Genomic DNA, 26119 nt, shown 5'->3' on the forward strand with positions numbered 1-26119 from the left:
CATATCTCTCCCGACACCGCTCTTGACGACCACCATCTCAACGCAGGGCGATGGCCTTCTCCAGCGCCATGAAAAAAGCGAAGGCAAAACAATATGCCTACCACAGGCCACGCCAGGCCATAAGCCATTCCGCTCCTCGGCTGGATCGCGAACATCGCAGGATGCCCAAGCCAGCGCTTGAAGCCGTTGTCGGCGACCGTCAATTCGGCGATAGAGAAAACGCCCTGACGTTGGCATAGTGTTCCCCACCCATCGCTGGGGTTGTTCTCCAAGGCGACGGCGCGCTCGCGTTAACGCTCGCGCGCGGGTTACTTTTCTTCGGTCGGTGTCGAGATGAACGAGGACTTCCCGAAGTGCGGATCGATCGACGCTTTCTTGTCGTCACCAAGGAAGACGGGTGCCAGATCCTCATCGACCATGATCTTCGCTGCCTGCGGCGTTTGCGGGTCCCCGTCAACGTCAAGGCGCGTCGCCGCCTCAAGGAGCAAGGCCCACACGTCATCGGACGACAAGACGTTCTTCACGAGGAGCGTGCCGGACCAGGGCCTCAAGCACCAAGCCAACAATCGGTCCGTTGCCGAGCGTGCGTTCCATCGAATAGCTGCTCCCTAATGCCTGTCCCCCGATCGACCGTGGTCACCCGTTCTGTCAAACCGTTCGTGAATCGTCGTCAAGTGCGGTACGCATCAGCGCGAAAGCCTGTCGAACACCATGCAGCTGATCGATGAGATGGAGGATGACGTGGATCCCCTCATCGTTGACACCTAGATCGCTCTTGAGATCGCGGATCAGGTGCGCGCGGGCGACGTCCGCGTCAGAGAATTGCGCGCCTGAAGCCGCCTCGGTTGGAATCAGCCATCGTTGCTCCAGCCAGAACTCGAGTGTCTGCACCCGCAGTCCCGACGAGATCAGAAATTCCTGTTTGTTGAGGGTCATCACAAGGTGCCTTCGCGCGGATCGAACTCTCTCCCCTTGGCCCAGTTCTCGACGAACGCTTCCAATTCCGGATCCGGCGATTTCGGCAGGACGATCGTCAGCTTCACCAATTCGTCTCCGGCACTTCCCCCTCGGCGCGGGGCGCCCTTTCCTCTGAGGCGCAGTGTCGTGCCTGTGTTCGATCCCTTCGGCACCGCCATCGTAACATCACCGGTCGGTGTCGGCACCCGGATTTGACCGCCCAGAACCGCCTCGGTCAACGAGATCGGCACTTCGAGCAGAATGTTGTCGCCGTCCCGCATGAAGCGCCGATCCGGCATGACCTCGACTTCGATGAGGGCATCGCCTGGTCCGCCTTTGCCGGCACCGGGAGCTCCCTTGCCCTTCAAGCGCAAAACCTGCCCATCTACCAGGCCCGGGGGAATTTTCACTTCCAGCGTCCCGCCATCCGGCAGTGTGATTCGCTTGGTTGCACCGCTGATCGATTCGACGAACTCGATAGGCAGGCGATAATGGAGATCTTCACCGCGCCGGTTTGCGCGTGCGCGCTGCCCGCGCCTTAGCAGCTCGGCAAGCGCATCGTCCGAATTCATGAAGTCGGCAAAGCCGGCCCCGCTCGTGTAAGCATGCGGGTCTCCAGCATCGGCGTAGTCGCGATAGAAGTGATGCTGCGGCCGCTCAGCTCCCGTCGCGTCGATCTCACCATTATCGAAGCGCTTGCGCTTGTCGGCATCGCTAAGCAGGTCATAGGCGCCGGCCGCCTCTTTGAACTTTTCCTCCGCAGCCTTGTCGCCGGGGTTGAGGTCAGGATGCAGCTTCTTCGCAAGCTTGCGATAGGCCTTTTGTATCTCGGCAGCCGAAGCTGAGGAGGACACTCCCAACACATCGTACGGGTTCTTAGCCAATTGCCGCTCCCGACTTGAAGATGGCAGAGATCGGCCTTTCCCGTAGCGGGGAACGGCCGCGAGCCGGGTCCCGATTATTCAACATGACCGGGATCCACGTATTTGGGGTAATTCTTCAGTTGCTGAGGCGTCATTCGTGCGGGATCCGGTGCTCCAGGAACACCGCGCGGACCTAGCTGCGCCCGCACGATGTCGTCTTCCGTTAGACGCGGCTTGCCGTCGTCGAGTTGTCCATTGCCTCCGAGACTCGTTGTCATCGCCTTCCAATCGTCCGCGTCACGCCTAGCGTTGCTCGGGCCGCCGCTCCTCGGGTCTTTCACCGGAACGCTGCTGTTCCGGGGGCCCGCGGCGCGGAGGCGCTCCCATTTCCTCCCTCTGCGGTTCTGTTCTCGCAGCGGGTGCGGCAGGTCTGGCTTCGATTTCCGGCCGCGCCGCCGGACGAGCCATGGGTTCGGGGCGAGGCTCCGGCCTCGGTGTGGACTCTGGCCGTGCTTCCGGCACGCGGATGTCCTCACGCTTTCGTTCTTCCGGAGGAAGAGGTCCTGGGGCCGCCTCGGGCCGCGGCGTTCGTTCACGCTCAAGTTCGCGAGGTGCGGCTTTTCCGGCTTCATCCGCTGGCGACTTGCGCGCCGGCGCGGACCCCTCCGCTGGACGTCGAGCGTCTTCGAGCCGCTGCCGCGAGGGGTCCTGGGGACGCGCGCCCTTCAGCTCTTCGGGTCGATGTTTTTCCGTATTCGACGGCATCACCTCGGCGGGCGCGTGTGGTCGAACAATGTCCCGCCCGTTCAGGATCGATGGGCGTGGCGTAGCCATCACGGGCGGTGCGCCAGCGTTTGCTCTGTTAAACAGACGGGTGTCGTGGCTCGCGACCTCGACGTGTTTGCGTTGCAACGGCGTGGGTGCGAAATGTTGTTCCTTGGCGACGGCTCTGTCCGCAGCGGTCGGACGAGCCTCGACGCCGCCTCGTCCGCCATTGTAGCTGACGTTGTTCACCGTCTCATTGACGACGACGGTTTTCTGATAGACGTTTCTAATCGTCACACTCCGCACGTTGTTGACCGTGCTGTTGTAGAAGAATTGGCCACGATCCCAGCGGCCACCTTCGTAGCCAATGCCCGAATAGCCGAAGCCATAGTTGACGCCGCCATAAAAGCCGACGCGCTCACCCCAATAGCCCGGGTGGAAAATGTAGGCTCCCGCAAGCCGCCCCCAGTAGCCCGGGGTCCATAACAGGCCCGGTCGCGGTGGTTGCACCCAGGTTCCCGGCACCCAATAGTAGTCACCGGCATCCTCATCCCACGACCAATATCCCGGAGACCAGAGATAGCCCGGCGCAGGCACAGGGGGCTGTTCGTATCGAGGCAACGGCGGCGGCGGCGTTTCCACCGCCGTGACTTGAGAGCAAGCTGCTTCCTGGGACAACGCGGCCGCCGGCATTACGCATGCGCTTCCAAGCAGCAATACGGCGAGAACTACGGGAGATGTCGTCGTCAACAGTCGCTTCAACATATGAGAACCTTCGCGAGAAAGCGTTGCTATTCGCGTGATGACGACACCGTTCGCGGCGGCGAACGGTGTCAATTTCGGTACCCCTAGCGACCCGGCTGCAGCGTCATGCTCTCCAATCCTGCTGCGACGATCAGGCCGGTTTCCGCCTGCACGCTCAGGGGTTGCAGCGCGATGCTGTTGTTCGAACCGCCCAGCAGCACATTGCCGCCCACACCGACGATTGCCGCAGCCATCGCGTCGACGCCGACATAAGTCCCGGCGATATCGCCGCGGCCAGGCTGGGAAACGGGCGCGAACACCGACCAGGCAAGCGCGGTGCTCTCGGTAATGCCGATATCGAGACCAACCTTCTGAATCGTGGCGATATAGTAGTCCTCGGGCAGTCCGTTGATCCGCAAGACGCACGCCAGATTGGTTACCGCGCCGACGATAAAGCCAATGCTCGGTCCACCCTTGCATTCAAGTACGCCGACTTGCACCTTTTGGGCCGGCTGCTGGCCTTGCGCGCTTGATACCAGGGCGGCCAGCATTGCTCCGGCAAAGCCAGTGAGGACCGTCGAACGTCGTCGCATAAGAAAGCTCCTACAAAATGAAGGCGGGATGCCTTCAAGACTTCTGCTGATGGAGTAAAAGGAAGTTACCGGGATTGCATCCCAGCACTTGAGAGCCGGAGTTTCGTCCCGACGGCGGCGCAAAGCACGACTGGTAGCCGCGAGCTCGCGCCCGCACTTGCAGGGGGCGTGCTATTTCGAATTCTTCTTGTCGTCGCCGATTTCCGTGAATTCGGCGTCGACGACATTGTCGCCGCCTGAACTCGGTGCAGAACCAGGAGCCGCGTGCGAGGAACTCTGCATGGCTTCCGCAAGCTTCATCGAGTGCTGCTGCAAGGCATTCACTTTCGTGGTGATCGTCGTGGCATCGTCGCCCTTCAACGCTTCGCGCAAATCGGACATGGCACTCTCGACTGCGCTACGATCTGATGCCGCGAGTTTTGAGCCATGCTCGGCAACCGTTTTCTCCGTTGCATGCAGCAGCGCCTCGGCGGCGTTCTTCGCCTCGACTGCTTCCTTTCTCTTCTTGTCCTCCGCAGCATGCGCCTCGGCATCCTTGACCATCTTTTCGATGTCGCTCTCGGACAGGCCGCCGGATGCCTGAATCTGAATGTTCTGTTCCTTGCCGGTGCCCTTGTCCTTGGCCGAAACGTTGACGATGCCGTTGGCATCGATGTCGAACGTCACCTCGATCTGCGGTACGCCGCGCGGCGCCGGAGCAATGCCGACGAGATCGAACTGGCCGAGAAACTTGTTGTCGGAGGCCATCTCGCGCTCGCCCTGGAAGACGCGGATCGTCACCGCGCTCTGGTTGTCCTCGGCGGTGGAGAAGACCTGGCTCTTCTTCGCCGGAACCGTCGTATTCCGCTCGATCAGCCGGGTGAACACGCCCCCCAGCGTCTCGAGGCCGAGTGAAAGCGGCGTCACGTCGAGCAGCAGCACGTCCTTGACGTCGCCCTGCAGGACGCCGGCCTGGATTGCCGCGCCGACGGCGACGACCTCGTCGGGATTGACGCCCTTGTGCGGCTCCTTGCCGAAGATCTTCTGCACGACCTCCTGGATCTTCGGCATACGGGTCTGGCCGCCGACGAGCACGACTTCGTCAATGTCCGTGGCCGTGAGCCCGGCGTCCTTCAGGGCGTTGAGGCACGGCTCGATCGTCCGCTGAACGAGGTCCTCGACCAGGGACTCGAATTTGGCGCGCGTGATCTTGACCTGAAGATGCTTTGGGCCGGAGGCGTCCGCCGTGATGAACGGCAGGTTGACCTCCGTCTGGGTGACGGTGGAAAGCTCGATCTTCGCCTTTTCGGCCGCTTCCTTGAGGCGCTGAAGGGCGAGCTTGTCGTTGCGCAGATCAATGCCTTGTTGCTTCTGGAACTCGTCGGCGAGGTAGTTGACCAGCCGCATGTCGAAGTCTTCGCCACCCAGGAAAGTGTCGCCGTTGGTCGCCTTCACCTCAAACACCCCATCGCCGATATCGAGAACGGAGATATCGAAGGTGCCGCCGCCGAGATCGTAGACGGCGATCTTGGCCTGCTTCTTCTTGTCGAGACCGTAGGCAAGTGCCGCCGCGGTGGGTTCGTTGATAATGCGCAGGACCTCGAGACCAGCGATCTTGCCGGCGTCCTTGGTAGCCTGGCGCTGCGCATCGTTGAAATAGGCGGGAACAGTGATGACGGCCTGCGTGATCTTCTCACCGAGATTGGCCTCGGCTGTTTCCTTCATCTTCTGCAGGATAAAAGCCGATATCTGGGAGGGCGAATACGGCTTGCCCTCAGCCTCGACCCAGGCGTCGCCATTGGACGCCTTGATGATCTTGTAGGGTACGAGCGTCTTGTCTTTCTCGACCGTCGGATCATCGTAGCGGCGGCCGATCAGGCGCTTCACGGCAAAAATGGTGTTGGTCGGGTTGGTCACCGCCTGCCGCCGGGCCGGCTGCCCGACCAGACGTTCGCCATCGGACGTGAACGCCACGACGGAAGGTGTGGTGCGCGCCCCCTCCGCGTTCTCGATGATGCGCGTGTTCTTGCCGTCCATGACCGCGACGCAAGAATTGGTCGTTCCGAGGTCGATTCCGATCACCTTTGCCACGTCGCGCTCCTCTACTTTTTAATTGATCGACAATGTGCGGTTTGCGTCCCTGCGCCAATACCGTTGAGCAACAGATGTGCCACATCACAGCTCGCGTGATTTCAACGACTTACGCCGCGAGATCACGACACGTCGGACATTTTGTCCGGAGCGCCTCGGACAAAGTGTCTATTGGCTTAGGCACGCGTGACGGGCCTCGGTCTGTCCTGCTGCAACCGACGCTATGGAAAGATCGTCGATTATCGCTGGACGGGTTGTTCGTCGATCCACCGAAGCCGCGTCGTAAGCTACTGACGTCGTTCAGTCAGCCGGGTGGCACGGATGTTGCGACGGGACTTCCGATAACGTTCACCCGAACGGTCCAGATCGTCGGCTAGCGCGAGCAATGACATGACCAACCAAACCCTGAGTATTTCGGCACGACGCCTTGCGTTCAACGATCGCAATGACGGCGATCTCGTTCGTGCTGTTCCCGTTGAAACGCCCGTCGCAATCGAGGTCTGTGGGATAGGCTATGCCGTGATGATGGCAACGCCGTCCGACCTTCGCGACTACGCGGCGGGATTCGCGTTGGCCGAGGGCCTTGTCAAGCATGTCCGGGACCTCAGCGACATCATCGTCCACGAGACGGAAGGCGGCTGGATCATCCGGCTCACCTTGCCTGCAGAAGGCACGGCAATCGCACTGGAGCGCGCTCGCAGGCGCGTTTCGGAGAGCAGCTGCGGGCTGTGCGGATTGGAAAATATCCAGCAGGTGCTGCGCCCGTTGCCGCCGATACGTGGGCTCATCACCACGAGCCGGGAAGCCATCGCTGACGCGCTAAACGCCCTACAACACCATCAGACGCTCGGCCGATCCACCGGCGGAACACATGCGGCGGCATTCTGCCGCCCCGACGGATCAATCCTGTGTGTTCGGGAGGACGTCGGTCGACATAATGCGCTCGACAAACTGATCGGCGCGCTGGCGCTGTCCGACATCCCGGCGTCCGGTGGTTTTCTGCTGCTCTCTGCCAGATGCAGCTATGAACTTGTTGAGAAGGCCGTTCGCGCGGGCTGTCCGATGCTCGTCACCATTTCAGCACCTACGAGCCTTGCGGTCGAACGCGCAGAGCAAGCGGGACTCACGCTCGTCGCACTGGCTCGCCCGGACTCCGCCCTGATCGTTTGCGACGTGCACCGAAACATCTCGTAAGGAAGCCTGTGCACATCCATGGACAATGCATCCGCCGTCGTGCATGCATCCATCGGAGATCTACTCCGGATGACCGCTGCCCAGCAGGGCGGACTCCCAGCCCGCCGCGGTCGCACCGGCGTTGTAGGTCGATTCCAGGAAGGCAAGCAGATCGCCGTCAGGATCGCCGGACTGGCGCAGGTCGTCGTAATCGAGGAGAAACTCGCCCAGGCCGGCGTCCCATCGCGCAGCGCTTGGCCCGATCTTCGCACTCTCGATACTTTGTGGCTGCGGATAGGTGAAGGACTAGAATGCGGGTCTGGGACACGAGGGATCACCCGGCCACCACCCCATCTCCATCAACTCCGCATTCATTGTATTGCGCCGGACAAAACCGGCGTTCGGCGCCGGTGATGCAGGTTTGCCGTTATAGCGGCAAACGAATGTCGAACGTCCCCCACATCAGACCGATGGGTTGCGTCTTGCCCGTGAACCTTCCCTGAAAGACCTGCATGACGCGTTGCGTACTGAGAAGAATGCGCCACCAGGCGTTGACCATGTCGCGGTCGTATGGGCGTTGTTGCCTATCCTCGTCGAACGGGATCGGGTTGGACACTTCCTGCGGCATGAGCGTAATGGCAGCATCTATTCCCGCATGACGTAGCCGGTCGAGGAATGTGTCGACCAGCACTGCGACCGATGTCGGGCCCAGCGGCAGTTGTCCCGATCCGCCCGAACTCGTGAACCACTGCAACTCGTGCGAGACGAAGTCGGCGCGGACCTCGTAGACGCCGCCAGCGCAAGGGATCGGACCTGTGGTCGGGCCTCTCGCGCCGAGCCACAGCGGAACCCCAGCCCATTGCGCCTGGAAAGGTCCGGCCAGCTTGAGCTTGCCAACCGCCTGCAACACCATGTGGAGAAGATGTCGCGTCTGCTCGAAGGCCTGGCAGGACAGAGCCGGCCAAAGATCGCCAGAAGGAGCATTGGAAGATGACTGGCCGGTATTCATGGCATGTCCTCGCACAGTTGTTGGCGGGGGAGAATTTGCGCCTTGGCTTCAAGACAAGATCTGATCATGGCGGGCTCGATCAACCGTTCAACGCATGGAAAGCCGAAAGCCATCATTCGCCTATTGCAAGCCACGCCAAGGCTTGACGCCCCCCGCTTCGAGAGCTCTTCGACGAACTGAAACCGCTGTGTATAGCTGCGAAATCCTGATCACGTTCGATCGGTCAAATACCATTTCTTGGTCTAGATCCCTGAATTGCACGCTCGAAACGCTTCCGTCGCCACGCCTCAACGCGACGCAATCGCTCCACAAGAAGTCGGACGTCAGCGATCTCGGACGCGGCCTGTTCGATGTTGCTCGACACTCGACACCTCCCCAGCCTGCATGATCAATGCTAGCGCCATTTTTGGAGACGTCCAGAGCGTACAAGTGGCGATCGCGCCAGACTTGCATCAGACAACTTGTCCGATCGACTTTGACAAAGTGTCTGCGGGCTCACTGATCAACACCTTAAGCCGTTGATATGACTTGCCGCGCGGATGGCACGCGTATTGCTGCCGGTTGATCCGGTCGATGGGCTATGCCGTCGCATGTACGACCAGGATGGTTCACGATGCTGAATGTTGACGTGAACGAGACAGATGACGAACTCCAAATCGTTGCAGAGCTGCATGGTCTAACGGCAAACGACATAGACGTGTCCGTTGAGCGTGGTGTACTCACCATCATCGCTGAGCGGCAGGTGAACGACGGCCGTGGTGCCGAACGGACAATCAGAGTCTTGAGCTCGATGCTATTACCCAGTTCGGTCGATGCTCATAAGATAAACGCGTATTTCGACGACGGCGTGATGACCGTGACGTTTCCCAAGCACAGGTAGTCGATCCGAGCCGACACTGCTAAAGCCATCGAGGCCATCGCGCGGCACGCCCGGAGGCGAGCGGGCATTTCAGCTCGCGACGCCGACTTTCGCGGACCTCAACGAACGCGATCCGATCGCGTAACCGGCCTGCACGACCGTCGTGACGGTGCCGCTTGGCACTGACGGATCTTTGACCTGGAACATGGCCTCGTGAAAGTGAGGATCAAACCGGCTTCCGGCCGGATCGAGCCTCTTGACGCCGTGCGCTTCCAGCGATCGCAACAGCTCCTTTTCGGTAAGCTCCACCCCCTCGACAAACGTCTTGAAGGGGCCGGCATTGTCGCGCAGCTCCGCAGGAAGACTGGACATCGCACGTTCCAGATTGTCCGCGACATTGACCATATCGCCCGCGAACTTGGTTACGGCGTATTGCCGCATGTCGTTCAACTCACGCTCGGAGCGCCGGCGTACATTTTCGGCATCCGCGAGCGCCCGAAGCAGCCGGTCTTTGAGATCGACATTCTCCGCCACGAGTCGCGCAATGGCCTCATGCACGTCTTCTGCGGCGCTTGGCGGCGTGTCCGCAGCATCTGGCGATCCGGAGGTTGTTTCCCTTGCAGAGCCCTCAGGCATCACCTTCTCTACACCTTGCTCCGCCTGATGAGTCCCTCCTTGAGGGCGGTGTGAGTGAATCTGTCTGCTGTGATGAGGATCGTTGGGCGGGCCGTTATTAGTCATGGCAGCTCTCTTATCTCGCCGTTGATATGACGTTTGAAGGTCGGCCGGACAAGCGGCGTTCTTCGCTCGCCCGAGCCGGCCGTCTACCGCGTACCGCGGAGCTGCAGGCCCAGACCAAGCAGCGTGCAGCCCTGGAAAACCAGGTCGATCGACAACAACAGGCCAAGCAGCCAGAGACTGTTGAGTGGCCAACCTAACAGAAACGCCAATCCTGCGATCGCGGTGAGCAGTCCAGAGGCAAATAGCCAGCCCCAGCCGCGATCTCCCTTTGCTCTAAAGCTGAGCAACAGGCGCATGACGCCGGACGCGATCGTGCAAACGGCCAATATGAGAGTCAAAACAAGTGAAGCGATTGCTGGATCCAGAACGATTGTCGTACCGGCCGCAGCATAGAAAAAGCCTCCCAGACCCCAAAGAAAGAACCCGCGCCAGTTTTTGACCCTAAACGCATGGACGATCTGAAAGGCGCCCGCGATGATCATCAAGACGCCGATGTAGAAGATCGTTGCGATGGTCGCCAACAGCAGATTGCTGAGAGCTCCGAAGCCCAGCACAATAAAGAGAATGCCCAGGGCGACGAACCAACCCCACTTCCCTCGCGCTTCGGTCATCAATCCCGTGAACGCCCGCCTCGGTTCCGGCATTCCAATTGTTTGCGCCATGATGAATTGCCCAGAGATTGAGTTGTTGGTGACTCGCTGCACATGGGCCGTGCCCCGCGATGCAGACGACGACATTCTCGCAACTGACGACAACGCAATCGACGTGCCAGACCGCAATCGACGTGATTTCAATCAGTTATGGCAATCGATGTCGCTGAAAGGTCATTTTGTCCGGAATCGTTGGGACAAAATGACCGAAGCGCCGAAAGGCTAATTCGCCGGCACGAGCGTCCACGAAGCAAGAATGTTGCTGGGATTCATGCCACGCCGCCTTTCGGAACGGCCTTGCCCACCACCCCCGTCCCGTTCGTCGGATCACTGCTCGGCGCCGTATTGTGAGGAAAAAGCTCGATCCCTGTCGGGACGGCCTCCACGTAGAGCGACTGACTTGGAAAGGCGAAATCAGATCCCGCCTTTTTCACGATCGCCTTGATGGCATACGCCAGCTCCTCCTTGATCTTCAGCCAGTCACCCCAGACCGTGGTGCGGGTGAAGCAATAGACCATGACATCGATCGACGATTCATTGAACTTGTCGACACGTACGAACGCGACGGCTTCAGGAGGATGAACGAAATCTTGACTGCCGAGGATGTACTCCTCGATTGCATCACGGACATCGCGGAGCTGGCCGATCGTCGTGCTGTAATCGAGGCCGATGATCCAGGAAATGCGGCGAAACCTCATCTGCGAGAAGTTGGTGACGGCATTGTCCGCCAAATACGAATTCGGAACGAATACGGGTGCTTGATCGAACCGGCGGACTTTCGTTGTCCGCAGACCAATGGTTTCCACCGTTCCCTCGACGATGCCCTCGGCGAGGATCCAATCGCCGTTCCGAAAGCGCTGCTCGCCAATGATGAAGATTCCGGAGATCAGATTCTTGAACAGATTCTGGGCGCCCAGCGCCACCGCGACGCCGACGAGGCCGAAGCTCGCCAGTACGGGCCCGACGTGAATGCCCCAGACCTCCAGGACGGCGGTCGCACCGAGCGCCACGATGATGGCGCGTCCGACCCTGACCGTCCAGCCGATCATGGCCTGACTGAAGATCGGCGTCCGGCCATCCAGAACCGCGCATAGGGGCCCGATCACCTCGAACAGTGCCCAGAAGATTGTGAATGCGGTCAACGAACGATCAATCTGGAGGAGCCCCTCCTTGAGCCTCTGATTGGTCAGCACGCATTCGCCGATAATAAATACGGCCAGGACGATCGGAATAAACTGAATCGGCGGAGCAAGTGCCTCGACGATCGTGCGGTTGAGGCCGACCTTGCTCGACGACCAGGAGTGGATACGGGAGACGATAAAGCGGCTGAAAAGCCGCCGGATCAGCACTGCGATCGCGAGAATGACGATCGAAACCATGAAGTGTCCGACGGTTAGGTCCAAGACGCTTCGCTGCCAGAACGAAAGCACGATTGTCCAGAGCGCGGTCAGTTCGCTATTCGGAGCATGTGTCATGCAGGAACGTGCCAGAGACTGCGGTGCTTTCCGACGGAACCTGCGGCTCCGCGACAAACGAGGCGGTCAAATGACCCGGCTGACCGGAACTGATTTAACGTAACCACTGTCTGATCACGCCCGAGACGAGGCCGACCGCCACAACGCTTGCGATCCAGATCGCGGCCATCCACGCGAGCCGTTGCCATAGCGGAAGCCGGGCCTGCATCAGTGATACCCTGCGGTGCCGGCCTTGCCGCGAAACACCCAGTACGCCCAGCCTGTGTATGCGAGGATGAGCGGAATAATCACGCAGGCGCCCACCAGCATGAACAACTGGCTTTCGACCGGTGCCGCGGCATCCCAGATCGTAATCGCGCGTGGAACGGCGTAAGGATAGATGCTGATTCCGAGCCCGATGAAGCTCAGCAGGAAAAGTGCCAGCGCCATGAGGAACGGCAACCGCTCGAACTCTCGCTTCAGACTCCAGAAGAAGGTTACCGCGGAGATCAGCACCAACAGCGGCACCTGGGCCGTCAACAAGACGCCGGGCATTGCGAACCACCGCCGCCAGTAGTCATAATCGAGAAACGGCGTCACCGCGCTGACGGCCCCCAGCGCCAAAAGCGTGCCGGCGCCGAGCCAGAAGGCGGCACGGCGCGCGTGACGTTGGCTCGTCCCCTCCGTCTTCCAGATCAGCCACGTTGCGCCGAGCAGCGCATAGCCGATCACAACCGCGACGCCGGTCAGGATGCTGAATTGGCTTAGCCAGTCGAGCCAGCCGCCGGCATAGGCATCATTGACAACGTGGATACCCTGCAGAATTGCCCCGAGAGTAACACCTTGCGCAAAGGCGGCCACCAGGGAGCCCAACCAGAACGCAATGTCCCATAATGGCCGATGCCCTGGATCGCGCCAGCGGAACTCAAAGGCGACGCCGCGGAAGACGAGCCCAAGCAGCATGGCGATCATCAACGGATAGGTGGCTGGAAGGATGATCGCATAGGCGAGCGGAAACGCCGCCAGCAGACCGCCGCCGCCCATCACCAGCCACGTCTCGTTGCCATCCCAGACCGGCGCGATCGAATTCATGGCCTGGTCGCGCTCGTCGCCGACCGCAAAGCTCGGGAACAGAATTCCGATGCCAAGGTCGAACCCGTCCATGACGACGTAGGCCATCACCGCAAATCCGATGATCGCAGCCCAGAAGGTCGTAAGGTCGATGCTGGACATGGCCTCACTCCGCCGCAGTCAGAGGCACGCCGACACTGCCCGCCGGCGTAATGCCTGCGGCGCGCTGCGGCACCTTGGGCGGCTCCTTCTCGCCCGGCGCGGGCGGCTTCGCCATCAGTCGCAGGAGATAATAGGTGCCGGCGCCGAACGCGGCGAAGTACACCAGCACGAAAGCGACAAGCGAGGCCGCCACAGCCGGCGCAGCCAGCGGCGAATGTGATTCCGCCGTTCGTAACAGTCCATAGACCGTGAAAGGTTGCCGACCGACCTCCGTCGTCACCCATCCAGCGATCACAGCGACAAGGCCGGCCGGTCCGAGGACGACGCACGCGCGATGCAACCAGGCCCAGTCGTAGAGCATTCCCCGGAAGCGCGCGAGCAGGCTCCAGATACCGACAGCGAGCATCGCAAATCCAAGGCCGACCATGATCCGGAACGACCAGAACACAATCGGTACCGGCGGCCATTGATCCCGCGGAAAGTCGCTGAGTCCCGGTAAAGGTGCATCCGGATCGTGTTTGAGGATCAGTGACCCCAGGCGAGGCACTTCGAGCTTATGATGGACCTGCGCTGTCTCGTTGCTGGGGAAGCCGAAGAGGATAAGCGACGCGCCATCGGGGCTGGGTTCGTAGTGCCCTTCCATGGCGAGAACCTTGGCGGGCTGGTGTTCCAGCGTGTTGAGGCCATGGGCATCACCCGCGAGAATTTGGATCGGAGTCACGATCGCGGCCATCCACATCGCCATCGAAAACATCTTGCGTGCGCCGGCATTGCTGCGGTCTCGCAGCAGATGCCAGGCGCCCACACCGCCAACCACGAACGCCGTCGTCAGATAGGCCGCGATCACGGTGTGAACGAGGCGATACGGAAAACTGGCGGTGAAGATGATCGGCATCCACGATCCGGCGGGCACAAACTGGTCCTTCGCATTGATCGCGAAACCCGCCGGCGTCTGCATCCAGCTGTTCACGGCGATGATCCAGGTTGCCGAGATCAGTGTGCCAAGCGCGACCATGCACGTTGCGAAGAAATGAAGGCCTTTCCCGACCTTGCTCATGCCGAACAGCATGACGCCGAGGAAGCCGGCCTCCAGAAAGAAGGCCGTCATCACCTCATACGCCATCAGCGGCCCGATGATCGGCCCGGCTCGCGTGGAGAATACCGACCAATTCGTACCGAATTGATATGAGAGCACCACCCCCGAGACGACGCCCATGCCGAACACAACGGCGAAGATCTTCAGCCAGTAGCGGAACAGGTTGGCATAAACGCCTTGCCCCGTCTTGAGCCACAACGCCTCGAGCACCATCAGATAACTCGCAAGCCCGATCGAGAAAGATGGAAATATGAAATGGAACGAGACGGTGAACGCAAACTGGGCACGTGCCAGAATCACCGCATCGAGATTGTCCAGCAATGTCCCCTCCTTGCCTCAGGATATGCGTCCCGGCACTTCGTCTCCGGCATCCGGCCGACAAGCGGCAACAACTCGCACCGGAATGGACTTGGCTGCCGGCGTCCCGCTGATCTTGTCGTAGTAGTCGAGAGGCAGCAGCGGATTGAGCTCGGGGTAATATCCCGCAACCGATCCGCGCGGCATCGGATAGTCCAACACCCTCAGTCCGCTCACGCGCCGCTGTATGCCATCATCGCTGATCGTCTCGAGCGCAATGCCCGAGCCGTCCTCGAGCCCTCGCGCCGCGCGGTCCTCGGCGTTCATGAACAGAACCATTCGGTCATTGTAGACACCGCGATAGCGGTCGTTGTTGCTGTAGATCGTCGTGTTGAATTGATCGTGCGAGCGAATGGTTGCCAGTCGCAGCATGTCGGGATCTGAAACGGATGCGTTCACTTCCAGACCCGGCAGAAGCAGAAAGTTCGCCTTGCCGTTCGGCGTCGGCCAGACCAGTTCGCGCGGCGGCACGTCGAGGTGAAAGCCTCTCGGGCTTTCGATCCGCTCGGAGAAGTCGCTGTAGATCGCCGGATAGACCTCCGCGATCTTGTCGCGGATCAAGCAGTAATCCTCGCTGTAGCTTCTCCAGTCGACCTTGCTGTTCGGCAACGTCGCTTGCGCGATCCGGCAGACGATTTCCACCTCGGGCAGGAGATGCGGGCTCGCCGGTTGCAACACGCCGCGAGACGCGGTGACGTTCGACATCGAGTCCTCGATTGTCACGAACTGCTCACCGGCTGCCGTCCGGATGATCTCCGAGCGCGCGATAACGGGCAGCATCAAGGCGTCACGACCATGAACCAAATGTCCGCGATTCAGCTTGGTGGTAATGGCGACCGTCAGCGCGAGCTTTCGCATCGCCGCGTACGACCGTTCGGTATCGGGCACGGCACGAACGAAATTGCCGCCGAGGCCGATGAATACCTTCGCCGTGCCCGCCTGCATCGCCGCGACGGACTCGATCGTGTGATGACCATGTTCGCGGGGCGGCTCGAACCCAAAGACATCGCGAACACGATCGAGATAGTCCGGGCTCGGCTGTTCATCGATGCCGACGGTGCGATCTCCCTGCACATTGGAATGACCGCGAATGGGCGATATTCCGGCGCCCGGCTTGCCGAAATTGCCCTTGAGCAGGAGCAGATTGACCAGCTGCTGCACCAGCCGCGACCCCTCCTGATGCTGCGTGATCCCCATCCCGTAGCAGATGATCGTCGCGCGCGAGCGAATGTAGATTTCGGCGCATCGCCGAATCTGCGATTCCTCAAGCCCGGAGGCCCTCTCCAATTCCGGCCATGTCTGCGCCATCGCGTCGTCCCGGACCGCATCGAGGCCGACGGTATGCTCGCGGATAAACTTCCAGTCGACGATCTTCTCGCCGGATTCCTCGCGTTCGAAAATGACCTTCATGACCCCCTTGAGGAAGGCGAGGTCACCGCCGATGCGGACATGAACGAACTCGCTGGCAATCTTGGTCGAACCGAACGTTGCCATCTGAATGACATCCTGCGGATCGGCGAAGCGCACCAACGCACGTTCGGGCATCGGATTGACGGCCACGATCGGAACCCCGCGCTTGCTCGCTTCGACCAGATTGCTCATCATCCGCGGCGAATTCGTTCCGGTGTTCTGCCCGATGACGAAAATCGCTTCGGCGTGCTCGAAATCATCGAGGATAACGGTGCCCTTCCCGACACCGATCGAGGGCGGCAAGCCCCGGCTGGTCGGCTCGTGGCACATGTTCGAGCAGTCGGGGAAATTGTTGGTTCCGAACTCCCGGACAAATATCGAGTAGAGAAACGCCGCTTCGTTGGGTGTGCGGCCGGATGTATAGAATTCGGCCTGGTGCGGACTTTCAAGAGCCCGCAAATGCTTGCCGATCAGGGCGAACGCGTCGTCCCAGCTGCAAGGCACGTAGCGATCCGACGATGAATCATAGCGCATCGGCTCCGTCAAACGTCCTTGCATCTCGAGCCAGTAGTCCGGCCGCTCCATGAGTTCGGACACGGTGTGCCGTTCAAAGAACTCTCGTGTGACCCGAAACTTCGTTGCCTCAAACGCCAACGCCTTGGCGCCGTTCTCGCAGAAATCGAGCGTTTTCTTGCATTCCGCGTCGGGAAACGCGCAACTCGAGCACTTGAATCCGCCGGGTTGGTTCATCGACAGAAGCGCGCGCGATCCCTTCGTCACCACACTCTGCTCGAGAAGAATCTTTGCAGTCGCTGCGGCGGCACCCCAACCGCCGGCGGGATGATGATACGTCTTGAAGCGCGGCTTACCGTCCAACATAAATCAACTCCGCAATTGCCAGATCTTCAGTAGGGTCTTCAGCTGAGTGACCTGAATAAGATCACCCGCAGCACGCTGGGCCGCGTTTCCGGCTCGCTTTATCGATCCTCATCGAGGTTGGCGACGATCACCTTGTCGATCAGACCTTCGTTGTGCCGGATGAAGTCGTCGCGCGTCATGCCGGAAGCACGCCACGCATCCTGAAGGCCCGCGTCTCTGTGAAGCCACTCGTTTCGCGTTTGATGATCGATCTTGTGACGTCGCGCGTCCTGCGATCCGTGCGACGCCTTGTCGTGGTCCTTCGACATTGTATCTCCTCATGTATCCTGTCGTAGCTTGGCACACTCGTCGAGGCGCAGATCTCCGCAGTCCAAGAGAGTCTTGAAGCCGCACTCCGCCGATCAGCGCTGCGCAGCGACCTGTTGTGATGGCGTTCGGCGTCCAATTGCGCGCGAGCTCTACGAACAATCGGGCATCGATACTGCTTCGCAGCAGCCGTGGATCCGCCGGGGTCAATCAATCGGGATCAATCCCAATTTGCTTCCTTGGCCCACTTGTCGACCTCTTTGCGGACCTGGTTTTTGTCAATGCCGTAGAGATCTTGCAGCTTGCCCTCCAACCGCTCTCTGTCACCGTTGATGACATCAATGTCGTTGTCGGTCAGCTTCCCCATGTTGCCTTGAGCGCACCCTTTGCAGCCTTCCAGTTTCCTTCGATGCGATCCCAGTTCATTTTCATCTCCTTCTTTTGCCCAACCGTGAAACGTGCATCGAGGAAAGGTTAGCAACAGGCGTGCCAGTCTGAGCGCATCGTCATATCAATGAGTTAGGCGGTCTTGGCTACCGGCAATGGACAATTTGTCACGACAGATTTGGCCAAGTTGTCCACCGAGAACTGCCGCGCCGGCGCGGCGCCGATGCCAACCAGCCTGAACGCGTTACTATTGGGCGTGGGATGGGTTCAGCGCCGACAGACATTTGCCTGACGCAATGAACGACGTGAGCCACGTGATGACAAATGACTTCAACGCCGCTTTCGTTTAACCTCACGTGAGTTGAAACTCGTTGATTGTTCGCGCCAATGAGGGATCGAGATGAAGCGCGCCTTGAGAGATCGGCGACCAATCCATCATTCTCCCATTTTCTGGATCGGTATCGCCTTATGTCTGGCAGCCATAGCCATCTACGTCTGGTCCAATGATCTTTCCTGGCGACCCGCCGCCACCCCACACTGAATCGTTGGAGCGATTAGAGCGCACTTCGCCCTTTCCGGCGGGAGCGTTACTTTCGGCACCTTCCGTGCCGTTGAGCATTGAATGACATTCGGTACGCCAGCGCGGAGTAAGCGCGGCCCCGGCCACCCTTAGACTACCCCAGGCCGGGGTCGCGCCCTCCACGCGAGGCATGTCGCGTCCGTCTGCGCGACTAGCCCTGACGCCACCGCGCCGTCAGCATGCGCTATGCCACTTGTTTAGCATTACATCAGCACATTCTGAACAGGCTCCATGGGAGCGGGCAGATCGCGCTCACCGAGCAGAGCGAGCAGCTCGCGCTCGAGGGCTCGTCTCATTGCGTCAAGCGGGAGCGCATTCGGCTCCAACCCGAAGGGCGCCTCAAGCTGATGGCCAAGCGCGTCGAGACCGAAGAAGGTGTAGGCGACGAGCAGGACGGGCAGCAGCGTCCACCAATCGAGCGATCCGGCAAGCGCGAACGGCAACGTCACGCAGAAGATCAGCGCGGTCCGATGCAGCAGCAGCGAATAGGCGAATGGCACCGGGGTGGACGCGATGCGCTCGCAACCGCCCTGGACGTCGGAAAGCGCGGTGAGTTGCCTTTCCAGAACGGCGTAGTGGATCGGCTCGATCCGATCCCGCTTCATCAGCATCAAACAATGCAGCCCGATCTGGTTGAGCACGGCATTGGTGGGGTTGGGACCGCCTGAAGCAGCGTCGATCTCACTCCACGGTTTGATTGCCGCCACTTCGTCTTCACCCCGAAGGCGTGCCGTTAGCCCGCAGCAAAAGCCGCACAGGCCGCGGAGCAGGACGCGCCGGTCGTCGTCTTCGAGGGTGGAGATCTGACGCGCGAACGAGCGGCTGGCGATGATCAGCTTGCCCCAGAGTTCGCGTCCCTCCCACCAGCGGGCGTAACATGTGCTGTTTCGGAAGCTCATGAAGACCGACAGCGCTATGCCGATCAGCGTGAACGGAACCGCACTGATGCGCGCGAAGATGCCCGGATGCTCCATGGCAGCAAAAATCGCCAACACACTGATCAGAGCAATCGCGACCAGATGCGGCGCGATCCGCGGCAAGATCGATCCATTGACGGCAAACGCAACGTCCCAGAAGCCGGGCTTGGAGCGCACGATCATTGCAGCCTCCCCGACATCCGGGGCTGCTTCTCATGCCCGGACTGCAAAGCTGCGCTAGTCCGAGTTTCGCTGCCTCGGGCAGGCCGGAGCAGATACTTTGACCATCGAACAATTGGATTGGCTCGGGAAATGCCCGAGAGCACGCCGAGTGTCCAACAACCGGACCTGATCGCTGTGGACATCGATGCTTTGTATCCGGGAGGACTTCCCTGTGACGGAGCAGGGAACGCGGCCGCTTTGTCGAGTTGTAGCATCATTTATAAAGCTGAGTTTGGCTCAGAAATCCACGTCGAACCGATCGAGCGAAACCACGCGGGTGGCGCTGGACTGACGGTTTTCAAACTTGTCGCTGGCGGCGCGTTCGATTCGCGCTCGACGCATAAGGAAGAATTCCTCCGCGCTTGGAATGGGATGAAACCGAACGCGCATCACGTTGAGAGCTCTGCGCGCGATCATGCACGTGACCTCGGAATTATCCTTGTACATCACGAAAAAGATTCCATGACGGTGAACCTCATACTGACCATCGGGATCTCGCGCGAGCGCCATTTGACAGTCCTCAAACGATGGTCGCGCCCGGATCAACCCGGACCGAGCGGCCATACGATCATTGACCCGATCACTCCCAGAGCAAAGAGCACGCCAAATCCCAAGACGACGCAAATTCAATGAATTAGAGCGCGATGGCCGCCTTTAAGGCAGACATTTTGTCCCTTGCGGCGGACAAGTTGGGACCAGGGGCCTCTCCGAGGCACCTACCGTCGGCGGATTGTCGATGCCTCGAGGAGGGTGGCGCGACTGCCGAACCCAAAGCCCGTGAGGTCGCTTCATAGATCTCGAACCATGAGAGTTGCATCGACGCCCCTCCAATTGGTGCGATCGGCGGTCGACCATCCGAGCCGCGCATAGAAGCCGGTTGCCTCTGACGTATAGAGGTTTAGCCGCGAAAATCCGCGCTGCCGCGCTTGATCCTCAATCGCCCGCACCAAGATGGTGCCCACTCCTTCATTGCGATGTTCGGGGACAACGAACAGACCTGTGAGCCATGGTGCGACATCGTGATTCGGCTCGAACTCGGACTCAACCAAAAGGCAGGCGCCTATCGGCGCACCATCTGCTTTCGCGACGAGCAGCACGCCAAGGCTCCGATCGGCAGCAAATTGTTGCAATGATCCTAGCTCTTCCTCGAAGGAAGTACGAAGCATTGAAAATGAATTGACGCGCCAACGCGCGCAGATAGCCACTTCGATCGCTCCTGGCTCTGCGGTGAGTATTCGAATATCTGTCATCGCAAAACAATCAACTTCGTGAAGCGATCGAAAGCGTTCCGAGCAATAGATGGACCATTTCCGGTGTGCAACAATGCCGGCGATCCAGAAGGAGCATCGAACGACAACGGACAATCTGTCTGTGTTGTTATGGACAACTTTTCTATCACCTTTGCGTGGAGCACCCTGCTCGCCGCACTCAGTGAGTCAAGGCACGATTGCGCGACATGAGATGTTCCGCCAGATTGGAGCAAGCGGCTGATCTGCGGACGAAGTCCGGACAGATACTGCGCCAAGCGACACATTGCTTATGCAACGGACTTGAAGAGACGATCCTGGTTCGACGAGGGAGGGGCCGCCGCCGGTCACGTCGGAAAGCTTGGCAGGACTTCAGGCGACACGTTCGAATCTTCGAGTTTTCGCTGTTCCGAAGGCTGGAAGCGTCTGGGAAAAAATCCAGACGATCCTGTCTCGACGCCATGCCAAACCGCCAAGGCTCAACGGTCCGCCACGGCAGGATCGCCTTGAAGTTCGCCGAAACCTGCGGGCGCGAGCGAGCCGGCCAATCCCGGATCGCGAATACGATTTCCGACGCTGATCCGTTGTCGCGCGCCCACATTCACGTACTTGCATAAATGGCCATGCCATTGAATATTCGTTGCGCGACTTGCAACGATCAGGACATGCCGATGAATGCGAAGCTGGAGCCGCGCCGACTGCACTATTTCATGGAAGTGCTCAATAGCGGCTCCGTGCGCGGCGCCGCCGGCGCGCTCGGCATGGACGCCTCTGCGGTCAGCCGGGCGCTAGGCCTGCTCGAGAAGGAATGTGGCGCGCGCCTGCTCGAACGACGGGGCCGCGGCGTCGCGCCGACCGACGCCGGCCAACTGCTGGCCGCCTACCTGCAGCGCCAGCAGGGCGAACGACAGGCGCTGCTGGCGCAGATAGACAGCATTCGCAAAGTTGAGTCGGGTCATATCGATCTCGTGACGGGCGAAGGTTATGTCGACTGGCTGGCCAAGAGCAGCCTGTGCCGCTTCATGCAAAGCCACCCGAAGATCACGATCAGCCTCGACATCGGCAGTACCGACGAGATCGTCCAGCAAGTCGTGGGAGAACGCGCGCATATCGGCGTCCTGTTCAATCCGCCTCGCGACGATCGGCTGCGCTCGCATCATTCGCAGCCGCACCCGATCAAGGCTATCGTACCGCGCGGGCACCCGCTGACCCAGCTGGGCCGGCCGCTCAGGCTCGCCGACCTCGCGCCTTACCCAGGCGCCGCGATGCATCCGAATTTCGGCCTGCGCCAGCATGTCCAGGCCGCCGAGATCAGCGAAGGCGTTCGCCTCAATTTCGCGTTCACGACCGCCTCGTTCGATGCGCTCGCCCATTACGTGACCGCCGGACTTGGTTATGCGCTGGCGTCGCGCCTTGCGATGACGGAGGCTGATGCCGCCAAGGTGGTGGCGCTCCCGATGAAGAACGCGCTGCTGCATCGTGGCCGCACCCACGTGGTCTCCCGTCAGGGACGCACGCTGCCGCCCGCCGCAATGCAGCTGCTGCGGATGATGGTCGCCGAGATGCGGTCACCGGGAAGCGCTGCGCGGTAGCCTCAGGCAGCTGCGCCCTTTCGATCTCAATCGCGGCGCGTCGCTGTCGGAAACCAGATTCCGACCTGCGGAGGCGCACGAAACGGCTTCCAGGTTCCCGCCGGCTGGGCGAGGCGATCGGCAATCACCCACAGCGCCGGCGCGTGAAAGCCAAGCCCCAAATGCGTCGTGTTCACTTCGACGTTCTCGCGCTCTCCGCCCTCCTGCTCCAGGCAGGCGCGCCACGCCACCACGCCATCGGTGCGGGTATAGATCGATGTTGACGGCACGGGAATCGGTTGCGCGAGGCGGCTGATCCGTTCGGCCGTCGGCGGCTGGTATTTCTGGCCGGTCAGAAGCCGCCAGATCGCGCGAACATTGCTCGCCCCCGGCGCCGCGAAAGGACTGCCGAGCGTGATGACCATCCGCACCGCCGCCGGGATTTGCCGGGCAACCTCGCGCGCAATGATGCCGCCACGGCTCCAGCCGACCAGGCTGACCTTCGAGCCGCCCTGCTTTTCGAGTTCGAGGACTCGCGCCACCACGGCGGCGAGGTCAGCATCCGGCGCGCGCACATTGCGGCCGCGGCCCCATCCATGAACCTGATAGCCGAGGAACTCGAGGAACGAGCGGATGGCCAAGGTCGACCGGTCATCGGCGCCCAACCCGGGCAGAACCATCACCGGATGGCGTTGCCCCCGCGGCGCGGTCGCCAGAAGCGGCGCCGCCACGGCAATCAGCGCCGGGATGTCGAGAAAGCCGCGCCCTTCCGCGGCAAGCAGCGCGAGCGAGGGTGGTTCGACGGTCTGCTCGTCACGTCCCATGGGTAGCGTCCGTTGTTGATGGTCAAGAATGGCCCGTGCAGCCGTGCATTGCCGGCGAGCACGAAACGTCAGTTCGGCGGTGCGGCCTTTCCGAACACACCGCCGATGGCCCGCAGCAGCCAACTCGGCTGATACTTGATCCATTGGACCGCCAGCTCGTTGGCAAGCCCTGCGACATGCACCGGCTTGCCTGCCATGCAGGCGCGGTAGCCCTCCTGTGCGACGGTCTTCGCATCCATGATCATCATGCTTGGCATGTTGCCGAGATTGGTGCCCTGGACCATTCCGGTGTCCGTCACGCCGGGACACAATGTCGTCAGCGTGATCTTGCTGCCGCTCAACTCCTGCGACAACGCCTCGCCGAACGACAGCACATAGGCCTTTGACGCGGCATAGACCGCAAGATTCGGCACCGGCATGAAGGCCGCGACCGACGCAACGTTCAGGATCCGTCCACTGTTGCGCTCGAGCATCGGCGCGAGGAACAGACGGGTCAATGCCGTCATGGCCACGACATTGACCTGCAGCAGCCGCAACTGATCGTCGAGGCCGATTGTGCCGACGCGTCCTTCGAGCAAGAGACCGGCATTGTTCACCAGCAGGTCGACCCGCACGCCGGCGTCGTCAAGCGAATCGAACACCGCCTGCGGCGCCGCCGGCTCGCTCAGATCGGCGGCCACGATGGTCACCTTGGCGCCATAACTTGCCTCGAGCTCGCGCGCGAGCTTCTGCAGCTTGTCGCGGCTGCGCGCCAGCAGCACGAGGCTGAGGCCATTGGCCGCGAGCACGCGCGCGAGCTCGAGCCCAATGCCGCCCGATGCTCCGGTCACCAGCGCGCATTGACCTTCATTTCCGCTCGCCGACATGAGGCGCCTCCCTTCGTTGCCAGAACGGTTCTGCGCAATCCACGAACGGCGCGTGCGACAAGCCGCCGCCGCGCCAGCTCGGCGGGTGCACCGCCGCAGTTCCGGTCGGCAGCATATCTGCGCGAGAACCGTTCGATCGCCCGCAACAACAGCTGGGCCTGCTCGAACTGGTCGGCCGTCTCCTTCACCTCGCCAAGCGACTTGCGCAATGGCTCCAGCACCTCGATCCGGTCGGGATAGCCGGACAGCCGAGGGTCGCGACTTTGCGTCGTCGGCATCACATCACCGACCGATCTTGGCCGATCGCCTTGACGACGGCGAAGGCGACCGCATCGACCGGCTGCAGTCCGTCGACGGTTCGAAGGATGTTTCGCGATCGGTAGTAGTCGACCAGCGGCGCGGTCTGCTCGTTATAGGCATCGATACGCAGCTTGAGCGTCTCGTGATTGTCGTCGGCGCGCACCGCGCCACCTTGCGCTCTCGCCTCGCGGGCCCGCGTCTCGATCCGGTCCAGCAACACCGTCTCGTCGGCCTTGAGCTCGACGACATGGTCGATCGCAAGACCCTCGGTATCGAGCAGATCGTCGAGGCCGACCGCCTGGGCCATCGTTCGCGGGAAGCCGTCGAGCACAAAGCCATGCTTGGCATCGGCTTGCGAGATGCGTTCGATCACCGCGGCGATCACGAGCTGATCGGGAACGAGCCCACCCCTCACCATGGTATCCTTGACTTTCCGTCCGATACTGGTGTCCGCGTCAACCGCAGCACGCAGCATGTCGCCGGTCGAAAGGTGCGGTATGTCGTACTCCTCGACCAGGTGCTTCGCCTGTGTTCCCTTGCCCGCGCCAGGCGGCCCCAGCAGAACGATCCTCATCGCATGTGTCCCAATATTCGCTCGATCACCGGCAGCATTCCCGCGGAGCGTCGAGCGACCCGGCTCCGTGCGGGCCGGGCCGCTCGTTTCGTCCTCACGCCATCGCCAGGCGCGCACTGGGCGCAGGCCGCATCGACAGCAGCAACAGCAATCCCGACAGCACGTAGAGCGCCATCACGAAGTACATGCTGTAGATGTTGTCGCCGGTACTCCGCACGATCAGGCCGTTGATCGAGGGGCTGATGGCCGGGCCTAGGTTTCCAAGGCTGCTGATCAGTGCAAGCCCGCCGGCGGCGGCACCGGTGGAGAGGTATTCGCTGGTCAGCGCGAAGAACAGCGGCGTCGCCGACGCAATGCCGATCACCGCAAAGGACAGCGCAAGGATCGATCCGACGAGGTTGCCCTGCAGCATCGTCGTGACGAACAGGCCGAACGCGGCGATCGCGACGCAGGCGGCATAGTGCCAGCGGCGCTCGTGCCACTTGTCGGAGTGACGGCCGATCAGGATCATGCCGATGACGCCGGCGGCATTCGGGATCGCGGCATAAACACCGACAAGGAACAAATCCTTGACGCCCCAGCTCTGGATCAGGGTCGGCATCCAGAACACCATCGTGTAGGTCGCGCCGAGCAGCAGCAGATAGACGAACGACAACACATAGACCTTGGGGTCCCTGAGCATCTGCCCGAACGTTCCCGAGGGTTCGCTCTCGATGTCCTTCTCATCGTGCTGGAAGGTGTCCTCGAGCAGGGCTTTCTCGTCCTTCGAGAGCCACGCGGCCTGCGCGGGCTTGTCCTCGAGCAGGACGTAGACCAGGATGCCGAGTATCAGCGCCGGCAGACCCTGGACGAGGAACAGCCACTGCCAGCCATGAAGGCCGCCGGCACCGTCGAAATACTTCAGGATCGAGCCGCACAAGGGACCGGCGATCACGGACACGATCGTTGTCGCCGACATGAAGGTGGCGATCACCTGCCCGCGCCGCGCCGACGGATACCAATAGGTGAAGTACAGGATTACGCCGGGAAAGAAGCCGGCCTCGAACACGCCGAGCAGGAACCGGACGACATAGAACTGGAACGGCGTCGACACGAACATCATGGCGGATGCCGCGAGTCCCCACAGCACCATGATGCGCAGCAGGGTCTTGCGCGCGCCGATCCTCTCCAGCAGCAGGTTGCTCGGCACCTCGAACAGAAAATATCCGACGAAGAAGATGCCCGCGCCGAGACCGTAGACCGCATCGTCGAACGGTAATGTCTGCTTCATCTGCAGCTGCGCGTAGCCGATATTGATGCGATCGAGATAGGCGATCATGTAGGCGATCAGCAGAAGCGGGATCAGGCGCCAATCGATCTTCGAGAACAGGGATTTATGCGCCGGACTTTCCAATACCGACAGCGATCCCTTTGCGGCGGGTGGGTGCATCCTAGTTTCCTCCAAATGTTCTTTTGATTCCGGCGCCGGGCGG

At 60.9% G+C, this 26119-nt stretch carries 27 protein-coding genes and 2 pseudogenes; 4 read left to right on the plus strand and 25 right to left on the minus strand.

All coding sequences use genetic code 11. The features are described from left to right. Positions 1-308: 308 nt before the first annotated feature. The 7 genes from J2R80_RS01250 to dnaK form a co-directional block, all read right to left on the minus strand. Entirely contained in the window at positions 309-512 is a 204-nt protein-coding gene (locus tag J2R80_RS01250; protein WP_194295312.1) for a hypothetical protein, read from the minus strand. Between the two features lie 136 nt (positions 513-648). After that, positions 649-936 carry a chaperone modulator CbpM gene (locus J2R80_RS01255; RefSeq protein ID WP_076825123.1) on the minus strand — a complete coding sequence of 96 codons (288 nt, stop codon included), beginning with the start codon at positions 934-936 and terminating at the stop codon, positions 649-651. Next, positions 936-1841, minus strand: a complete 906-nt coding sequence (locus tag J2R80_RS01260; RefSeq protein ID WP_076825125.1) for a DnaJ C-terminal domain-containing protein — start codon at positions 1839-1841, stop codon at positions 936-938. The genes J2R80_RS01255 and J2R80_RS01260 overlap by 1 nt, the downstream gene beginning before the upstream one ends. A gap of 74 nt (positions 1842-1915) precedes the next feature. Beyond that, complete coding sequence (locus J2R80_RS01265; RefSeq protein WP_076825127.1) at positions 1916-2098, minus strand: hypothetical protein; 183 nt, start codon at positions 2096-2098, stop codon at positions 1916-1918. A gap of 25 nt (positions 2099-2123) precedes the next feature. After that, positions 2124-3422, minus strand: coding sequence for a YXWGXW repeat-containing protein (locus J2R80_RS01270; protein WP_200844597.1), 1299 nt, complete (start codon positions 3420-3422; stop codon positions 2124-2126). 11 nt (positions 3423-3433) lie between these two features. Beyond that, positions 3434-3922 (minus strand): DUF992 domain-containing protein, encoded by a 489-nt coding sequence (locus J2R80_RS01275; protein WP_057016357.1) that lies wholly within the window; start codon positions 3920-3922, stop codon positions 3434-3436. A 171-nt stretch (positions 3923-4093) separates the two neighbouring features. Next, complete coding sequence (gene dnaK / locus J2R80_RS01280) at positions 4094-5992, minus strand: molecular chaperone DnaK (RefSeq protein WP_076825131.1); 1899 nt, start codon at positions 5990-5992, stop codon at positions 4094-4096. 390 nt (positions 5993-6382) lie between these two features. Between dnaK and fdhD the strand changes: the two genes are divergently transcribed. After that, on the plus strand, positions 6383-7186 hold the full coding sequence (gene fdhD / locus J2R80_RS01285) for a formate dehydrogenase accessory sulfurtransferase FdhD (protein WP_076825133.1): 804 nt from the start codon (positions 6383-6385) through the stop codon (positions 7184-7186). A gap of 60 nt (positions 7187-7246) precedes the next feature. Here fdhD and J2R80_RS43615 read toward each other — a convergent pair. Continuing rightward, a pseudogene (locus J2R80_RS43615) lies at positions 7247-8174 on the minus strand (DUF5996 family protein). A gap of 613 nt (positions 8175-8787) precedes the next feature. On the opposite strand from J2R80_RS43615, the gene J2R80_RS01295 reads away from it, so the two are divergent. Continuing rightward, entirely contained in the window at positions 8788-9054 is a 267-nt protein-coding gene (locus J2R80_RS01295; RefSeq protein WP_057016361.1) for an Hsp20/alpha crystallin family protein, read from the plus strand. 69 nt (positions 9055-9123) lie between these two features. Here J2R80_RS01295 and grpE read toward each other — a convergent pair whose 3' ends face one another. Both grpE and J2R80_RS01305 read right to left on the minus strand, forming a co-directional pair. Then, complete coding sequence (gene grpE, locus J2R80_RS01300) at positions 9124-9774, minus strand: nucleotide exchange factor GrpE (RefSeq protein WP_246786852.1); 651 nt, start codon at positions 9772-9774, stop codon at positions 9124-9126. 83 nt (positions 9775-9857) lie between these two features. Further along, entirely contained in the window at positions 9858-10385 is a 528-nt protein-coding gene (locus J2R80_RS01305; RefSeq protein ID WP_083714899.1) for an HdeD family acid-resistance protein, read from the minus strand. Positions 10386-10392: 7 nt separating this feature from the next. Between J2R80_RS01305 and J2R80_RS01310 the strand changes: the two genes are divergently transcribed. Continuing rightward, entirely contained in the window at positions 10393-10650 is a 258-nt protein-coding gene (locus J2R80_RS01310) for a hypothetical protein (RefSeq protein WP_194295313.1), read from the plus strand. Between the two features lie 43 nt (positions 10651-10693). Here J2R80_RS01310 and J2R80_RS01315 read toward each other — a convergent pair whose 3' ends face one another. From J2R80_RS01315 to J2R80_RS01355, 10 genes and pseudogenes are all read right to left on the minus strand, one after another. Further along, entirely contained in the window at positions 10694-11803 is a 1110-nt protein-coding gene (locus J2R80_RS01315; RefSeq protein WP_200844596.1) for a mechanosensitive ion channel family protein, read from the minus strand. A 190-nt stretch (positions 11804-11993) separates the two neighbouring features. Continuing rightward, a complete protein-coding gene (locus tag J2R80_RS43210) occupies positions 11994-12107 on the minus strand; it encodes a DUF2474 family protein (RefSeq protein ID WP_076825142.1) in 114 nt (37 codons plus the stop codon). Continuing rightward, on the minus strand, positions 12107-13111 hold the full coding sequence (gene cydB, locus J2R80_RS01320; RefSeq protein ID WP_076825144.1) for a cytochrome d ubiquinol oxidase subunit II: 1005 nt from the start codon (positions 13109-13111) through the stop codon (positions 12107-12109). Before cydB ends, J2R80_RS43210 begins: the two co-directional genes overlap by 1 nt. 4 nt (positions 13112-13115) lie before the next feature. Next, positions 13116-14528, minus strand: coding sequence for a cytochrome ubiquinol oxidase subunit I (locus J2R80_RS01325; RefSeq protein ID WP_076825146.1), 1413 nt, complete (start codon positions 14526-14528; stop codon positions 13116-13118). Positions 14529-14543: 15 nt separating this feature from the next. Further along, positions 14544-16853: an FdhF/YdeP family oxidoreductase gene (locus J2R80_RS01330; protein WP_253637906.1), complete on the minus strand. Its 2310-nt coding sequence runs from the start codon at positions 16851-16853 to the stop codon at positions 14544-14546. A 98-nt stretch (positions 16854-16951) separates the two neighbouring features. After that, on the minus strand, positions 16952-17161 hold the full coding sequence (locus J2R80_RS01335) for a hypothetical protein (protein WP_076825150.1): 210 nt from the start codon (positions 17159-17161) through the stop codon (positions 16952-16954). 218 nt (positions 17162-17379) lie between these two features. Then, positions 17380-17585: pseudogene (locus J2R80_RS01340) on the minus strand (CsbD family protein). Positions 17586-18329: 744 nt separating this feature from the next. Next, positions 18330-19226: a bestrophin family protein gene (locus tag J2R80_RS01345; RefSeq protein WP_076825152.1), complete on the minus strand. Its 897-nt coding sequence runs from the start codon at positions 19224-19226 to the stop codon at positions 18330-18332. A 276-nt stretch (positions 19227-19502) separates the two neighbouring features. Further along, positions 19503-19829 (minus strand): DUF1488 family protein, encoded by a 327-nt coding sequence (locus tag J2R80_RS43620; protein ID WP_057016370.1) that lies wholly within the window; start codon positions 19827-19829, stop codon positions 19503-19505. Positions 19830-20053: 224 nt separating this feature from the next. Further along, on the minus strand, positions 20054-20629 hold the full coding sequence (locus J2R80_RS01355; RefSeq protein ID WP_141340222.1) for a GNAT family N-acetyltransferase: 576 nt from the start codon (positions 20627-20629) through the stop codon (positions 20054-20056). A gap of 554 nt (positions 20630-21183) precedes the next feature. Here J2R80_RS01355 and J2R80_RS01360 point away from each other — a divergent pair. Further along, entirely contained in the window at positions 21184-22104 is a 921-nt protein-coding gene (locus J2R80_RS01360) for a LysR family transcriptional regulator (protein WP_076825241.1), read from the plus strand. Positions 22105-22130: 26 nt separating this feature from the next. Here J2R80_RS01360 and J2R80_RS01365 read toward each other — a convergent pair whose 3' ends face one another. The 5 genes from J2R80_RS01365 to J2R80_RS01385 all read right to left on the minus strand — a co-directional run bounded on the left by J2R80_RS01365 (position 22131) and on the right by J2R80_RS01385 (position 26076). Beyond that, a complete protein-coding gene (locus J2R80_RS01365) occupies positions 22131-23030 on the minus strand; it encodes a triacylglycerol lipase (RefSeq protein ID WP_229189848.1) in 900 nt (299 codons plus the stop codon). After that, on the minus strand, positions 22976-23773 hold the full coding sequence (locus J2R80_RS01370; RefSeq protein WP_076825159.1) for an SDR family oxidoreductase: 798 nt from the start codon (positions 23771-23773) through the stop codon (positions 22976-22978). The genes J2R80_RS01365 and J2R80_RS01370 overlap by 55 nt, the downstream gene beginning before the upstream one ends. Then, positions 23734-24051 (minus strand): hypothetical protein, encoded by a 318-nt coding sequence (locus J2R80_RS01375; RefSeq protein WP_076825161.1) that lies wholly within the window; start codon positions 24049-24051, stop codon positions 23734-23736. Before J2R80_RS01375 ends, J2R80_RS01370 begins: the two co-directional genes overlap by 40 nt. Next, a complete protein-coding gene (locus tag J2R80_RS01380; protein ID WP_076825163.1) occupies positions 24051-24647 on the minus strand; it encodes an adenylate kinase in 597 nt (198 codons plus the stop codon). The genes J2R80_RS01375 and J2R80_RS01380 overlap by 1 nt, the downstream gene beginning before the upstream one ends. 94 nt (positions 24648-24741) lie before the next feature. After that, entirely contained in the window at positions 24742-26076 is a 1335-nt protein-coding gene (locus J2R80_RS01385) for an MFS transporter (protein WP_076825165.1), read from the minus strand. Positions 26077-26119: the final 43 nt, after the last annotated feature.

The sequence above is a fragment of the Bradyrhizobium sp. USDA 4541 genome (assembly GCF_024171085.1).
Classification (GTDB): Bacteria; Pseudomonadota; Alphaproteobacteria; order Rhizobiales; family Xanthobacteraceae; genus Bradyrhizobium; species Bradyrhizobium australafricanum.

Excerpts from the sequence above, each read along its gene's own strand:
- J2R80_RS01255 (WP_076825123.1), bottom strand. The coding sequence starts at position 936 with ATGACCCTCAACAAACAGGAATTTCTGATCTCGTCGGGACTGCGGGTG.
- J2R80_RS01265 (WP_076825127.1), bottom strand. The coding sequence starts at position 2,098 with ATGACAACGAGTCTCGGAGGCAATGGACAACTCGACGACGGCAAGCCG.
- J2R80_RS01275 (WP_057016357.1), bottom strand. The coding sequence starts at position 3,922 with ATGCGACGACGTTCGACGGTCCTCACTGGCTTTGCCGGAGCAATGCTG.
- fdhD (WP_076825133.1), top strand. The coding sequence starts at position 6,383 with ATGACCAACCAAACCCTGAGTATTTCGGCACGACGCCTTGCGTTCAAC.
- J2R80_RS01295 (WP_057016361.1), top strand. The coding sequence starts at position 8,788 with ATGCTGAATGTTGACGTGAACGAGACAGATGACGAACTCCAAATCGTT.
- grpE (WP_246786852.1), bottom strand. The coding sequence starts at position 9,774 with ATGACTAATAACGGCCCGCCCAACGATCCTCATCACAGCAGACAGATT.
- J2R80_RS01305 (WP_083714899.1), bottom strand. The coding sequence starts at position 10,385 with ATGACCGAAGCGCGAGGGAAGTGGGGTTGGTTCGTCGCCCTGGGCATT.
- J2R80_RS01315 (WP_200844596.1), bottom strand. The coding sequence starts at position 11,803 with ATGGTTTCGATCGTCATTCTCGCGATCGCAGTGCTGATCCGGCGGCTT.
- J2R80_RS43210 (WP_076825142.1), bottom strand. The coding sequence starts at position 12,107 with ATGCAGGCCCGGCTTCCGCTATGGCAACGGCTCGCGTGGATGGCCGCG.
- cydB (WP_076825144.1), bottom strand. The coding sequence starts at position 13,111 with ATGTCCAGCATCGACCTTACGACCTTCTGGGCTGCGATCATCGGATTT.
- J2R80_RS01330 (WP_253637906.1), bottom strand. The coding sequence starts at position 16,853 with ATGTTGGACGGTAAGCCGCGCTTCAAGACGTATCATCATCCCGCCGGC.
- J2R80_RS01335 (WP_076825150.1), bottom strand. The coding sequence starts at position 17,161 with ATGTCGAAGGACCACGACAAGGCGTCGCACGGATCGCAGGACGCGCGA.
- J2R80_RS01345 (WP_076825152.1), bottom strand. The coding sequence starts at position 19,226 with ATGATCGTGCGCTCCAAGCCCGGCTTCTGGGACGTTGCGTTTGCCGTC.
- J2R80_RS43620 (WP_057016370.1), bottom strand. The coding sequence starts at position 19,829 with ATGGCCGCTCGGTCCGGGTTGATCCGGGCGCGACCATCGTTTGAGGAC.
- J2R80_RS01360 (WP_076825241.1), top strand. The coding sequence starts at position 21,184 with ATGAATGCGAAGCTGGAGCCGCGCCGACTGCACTATTTCATGGAAGTG.
- J2R80_RS01370 (WP_076825159.1), bottom strand. The coding sequence starts at position 23,773 with ATGTCGGCGAGCGGAAATGAAGGTCAATGCGCGCTGGTGACCGGAGCA.
- J2R80_RS01375 (WP_076825161.1), bottom strand. The coding sequence starts at position 24,051 with ATGCCGACGACGCAAAGTCGCGACCCTCGGCTGTCCGGCTATCCCGAC.
- J2R80_RS01380 (WP_076825163.1), bottom strand. The coding sequence starts at position 24,647 with ATGAGGATCGTTCTGCTGGGGCCGCCTGGCGCGGGCAAGGGAACACAG.
- J2R80_RS01385 (WP_076825165.1), bottom strand. The coding sequence starts at position 26,076 with ATGCACCCACCCGCCGCAAAGGGATCGCTGTCGGTATTGGAAAGTCCG.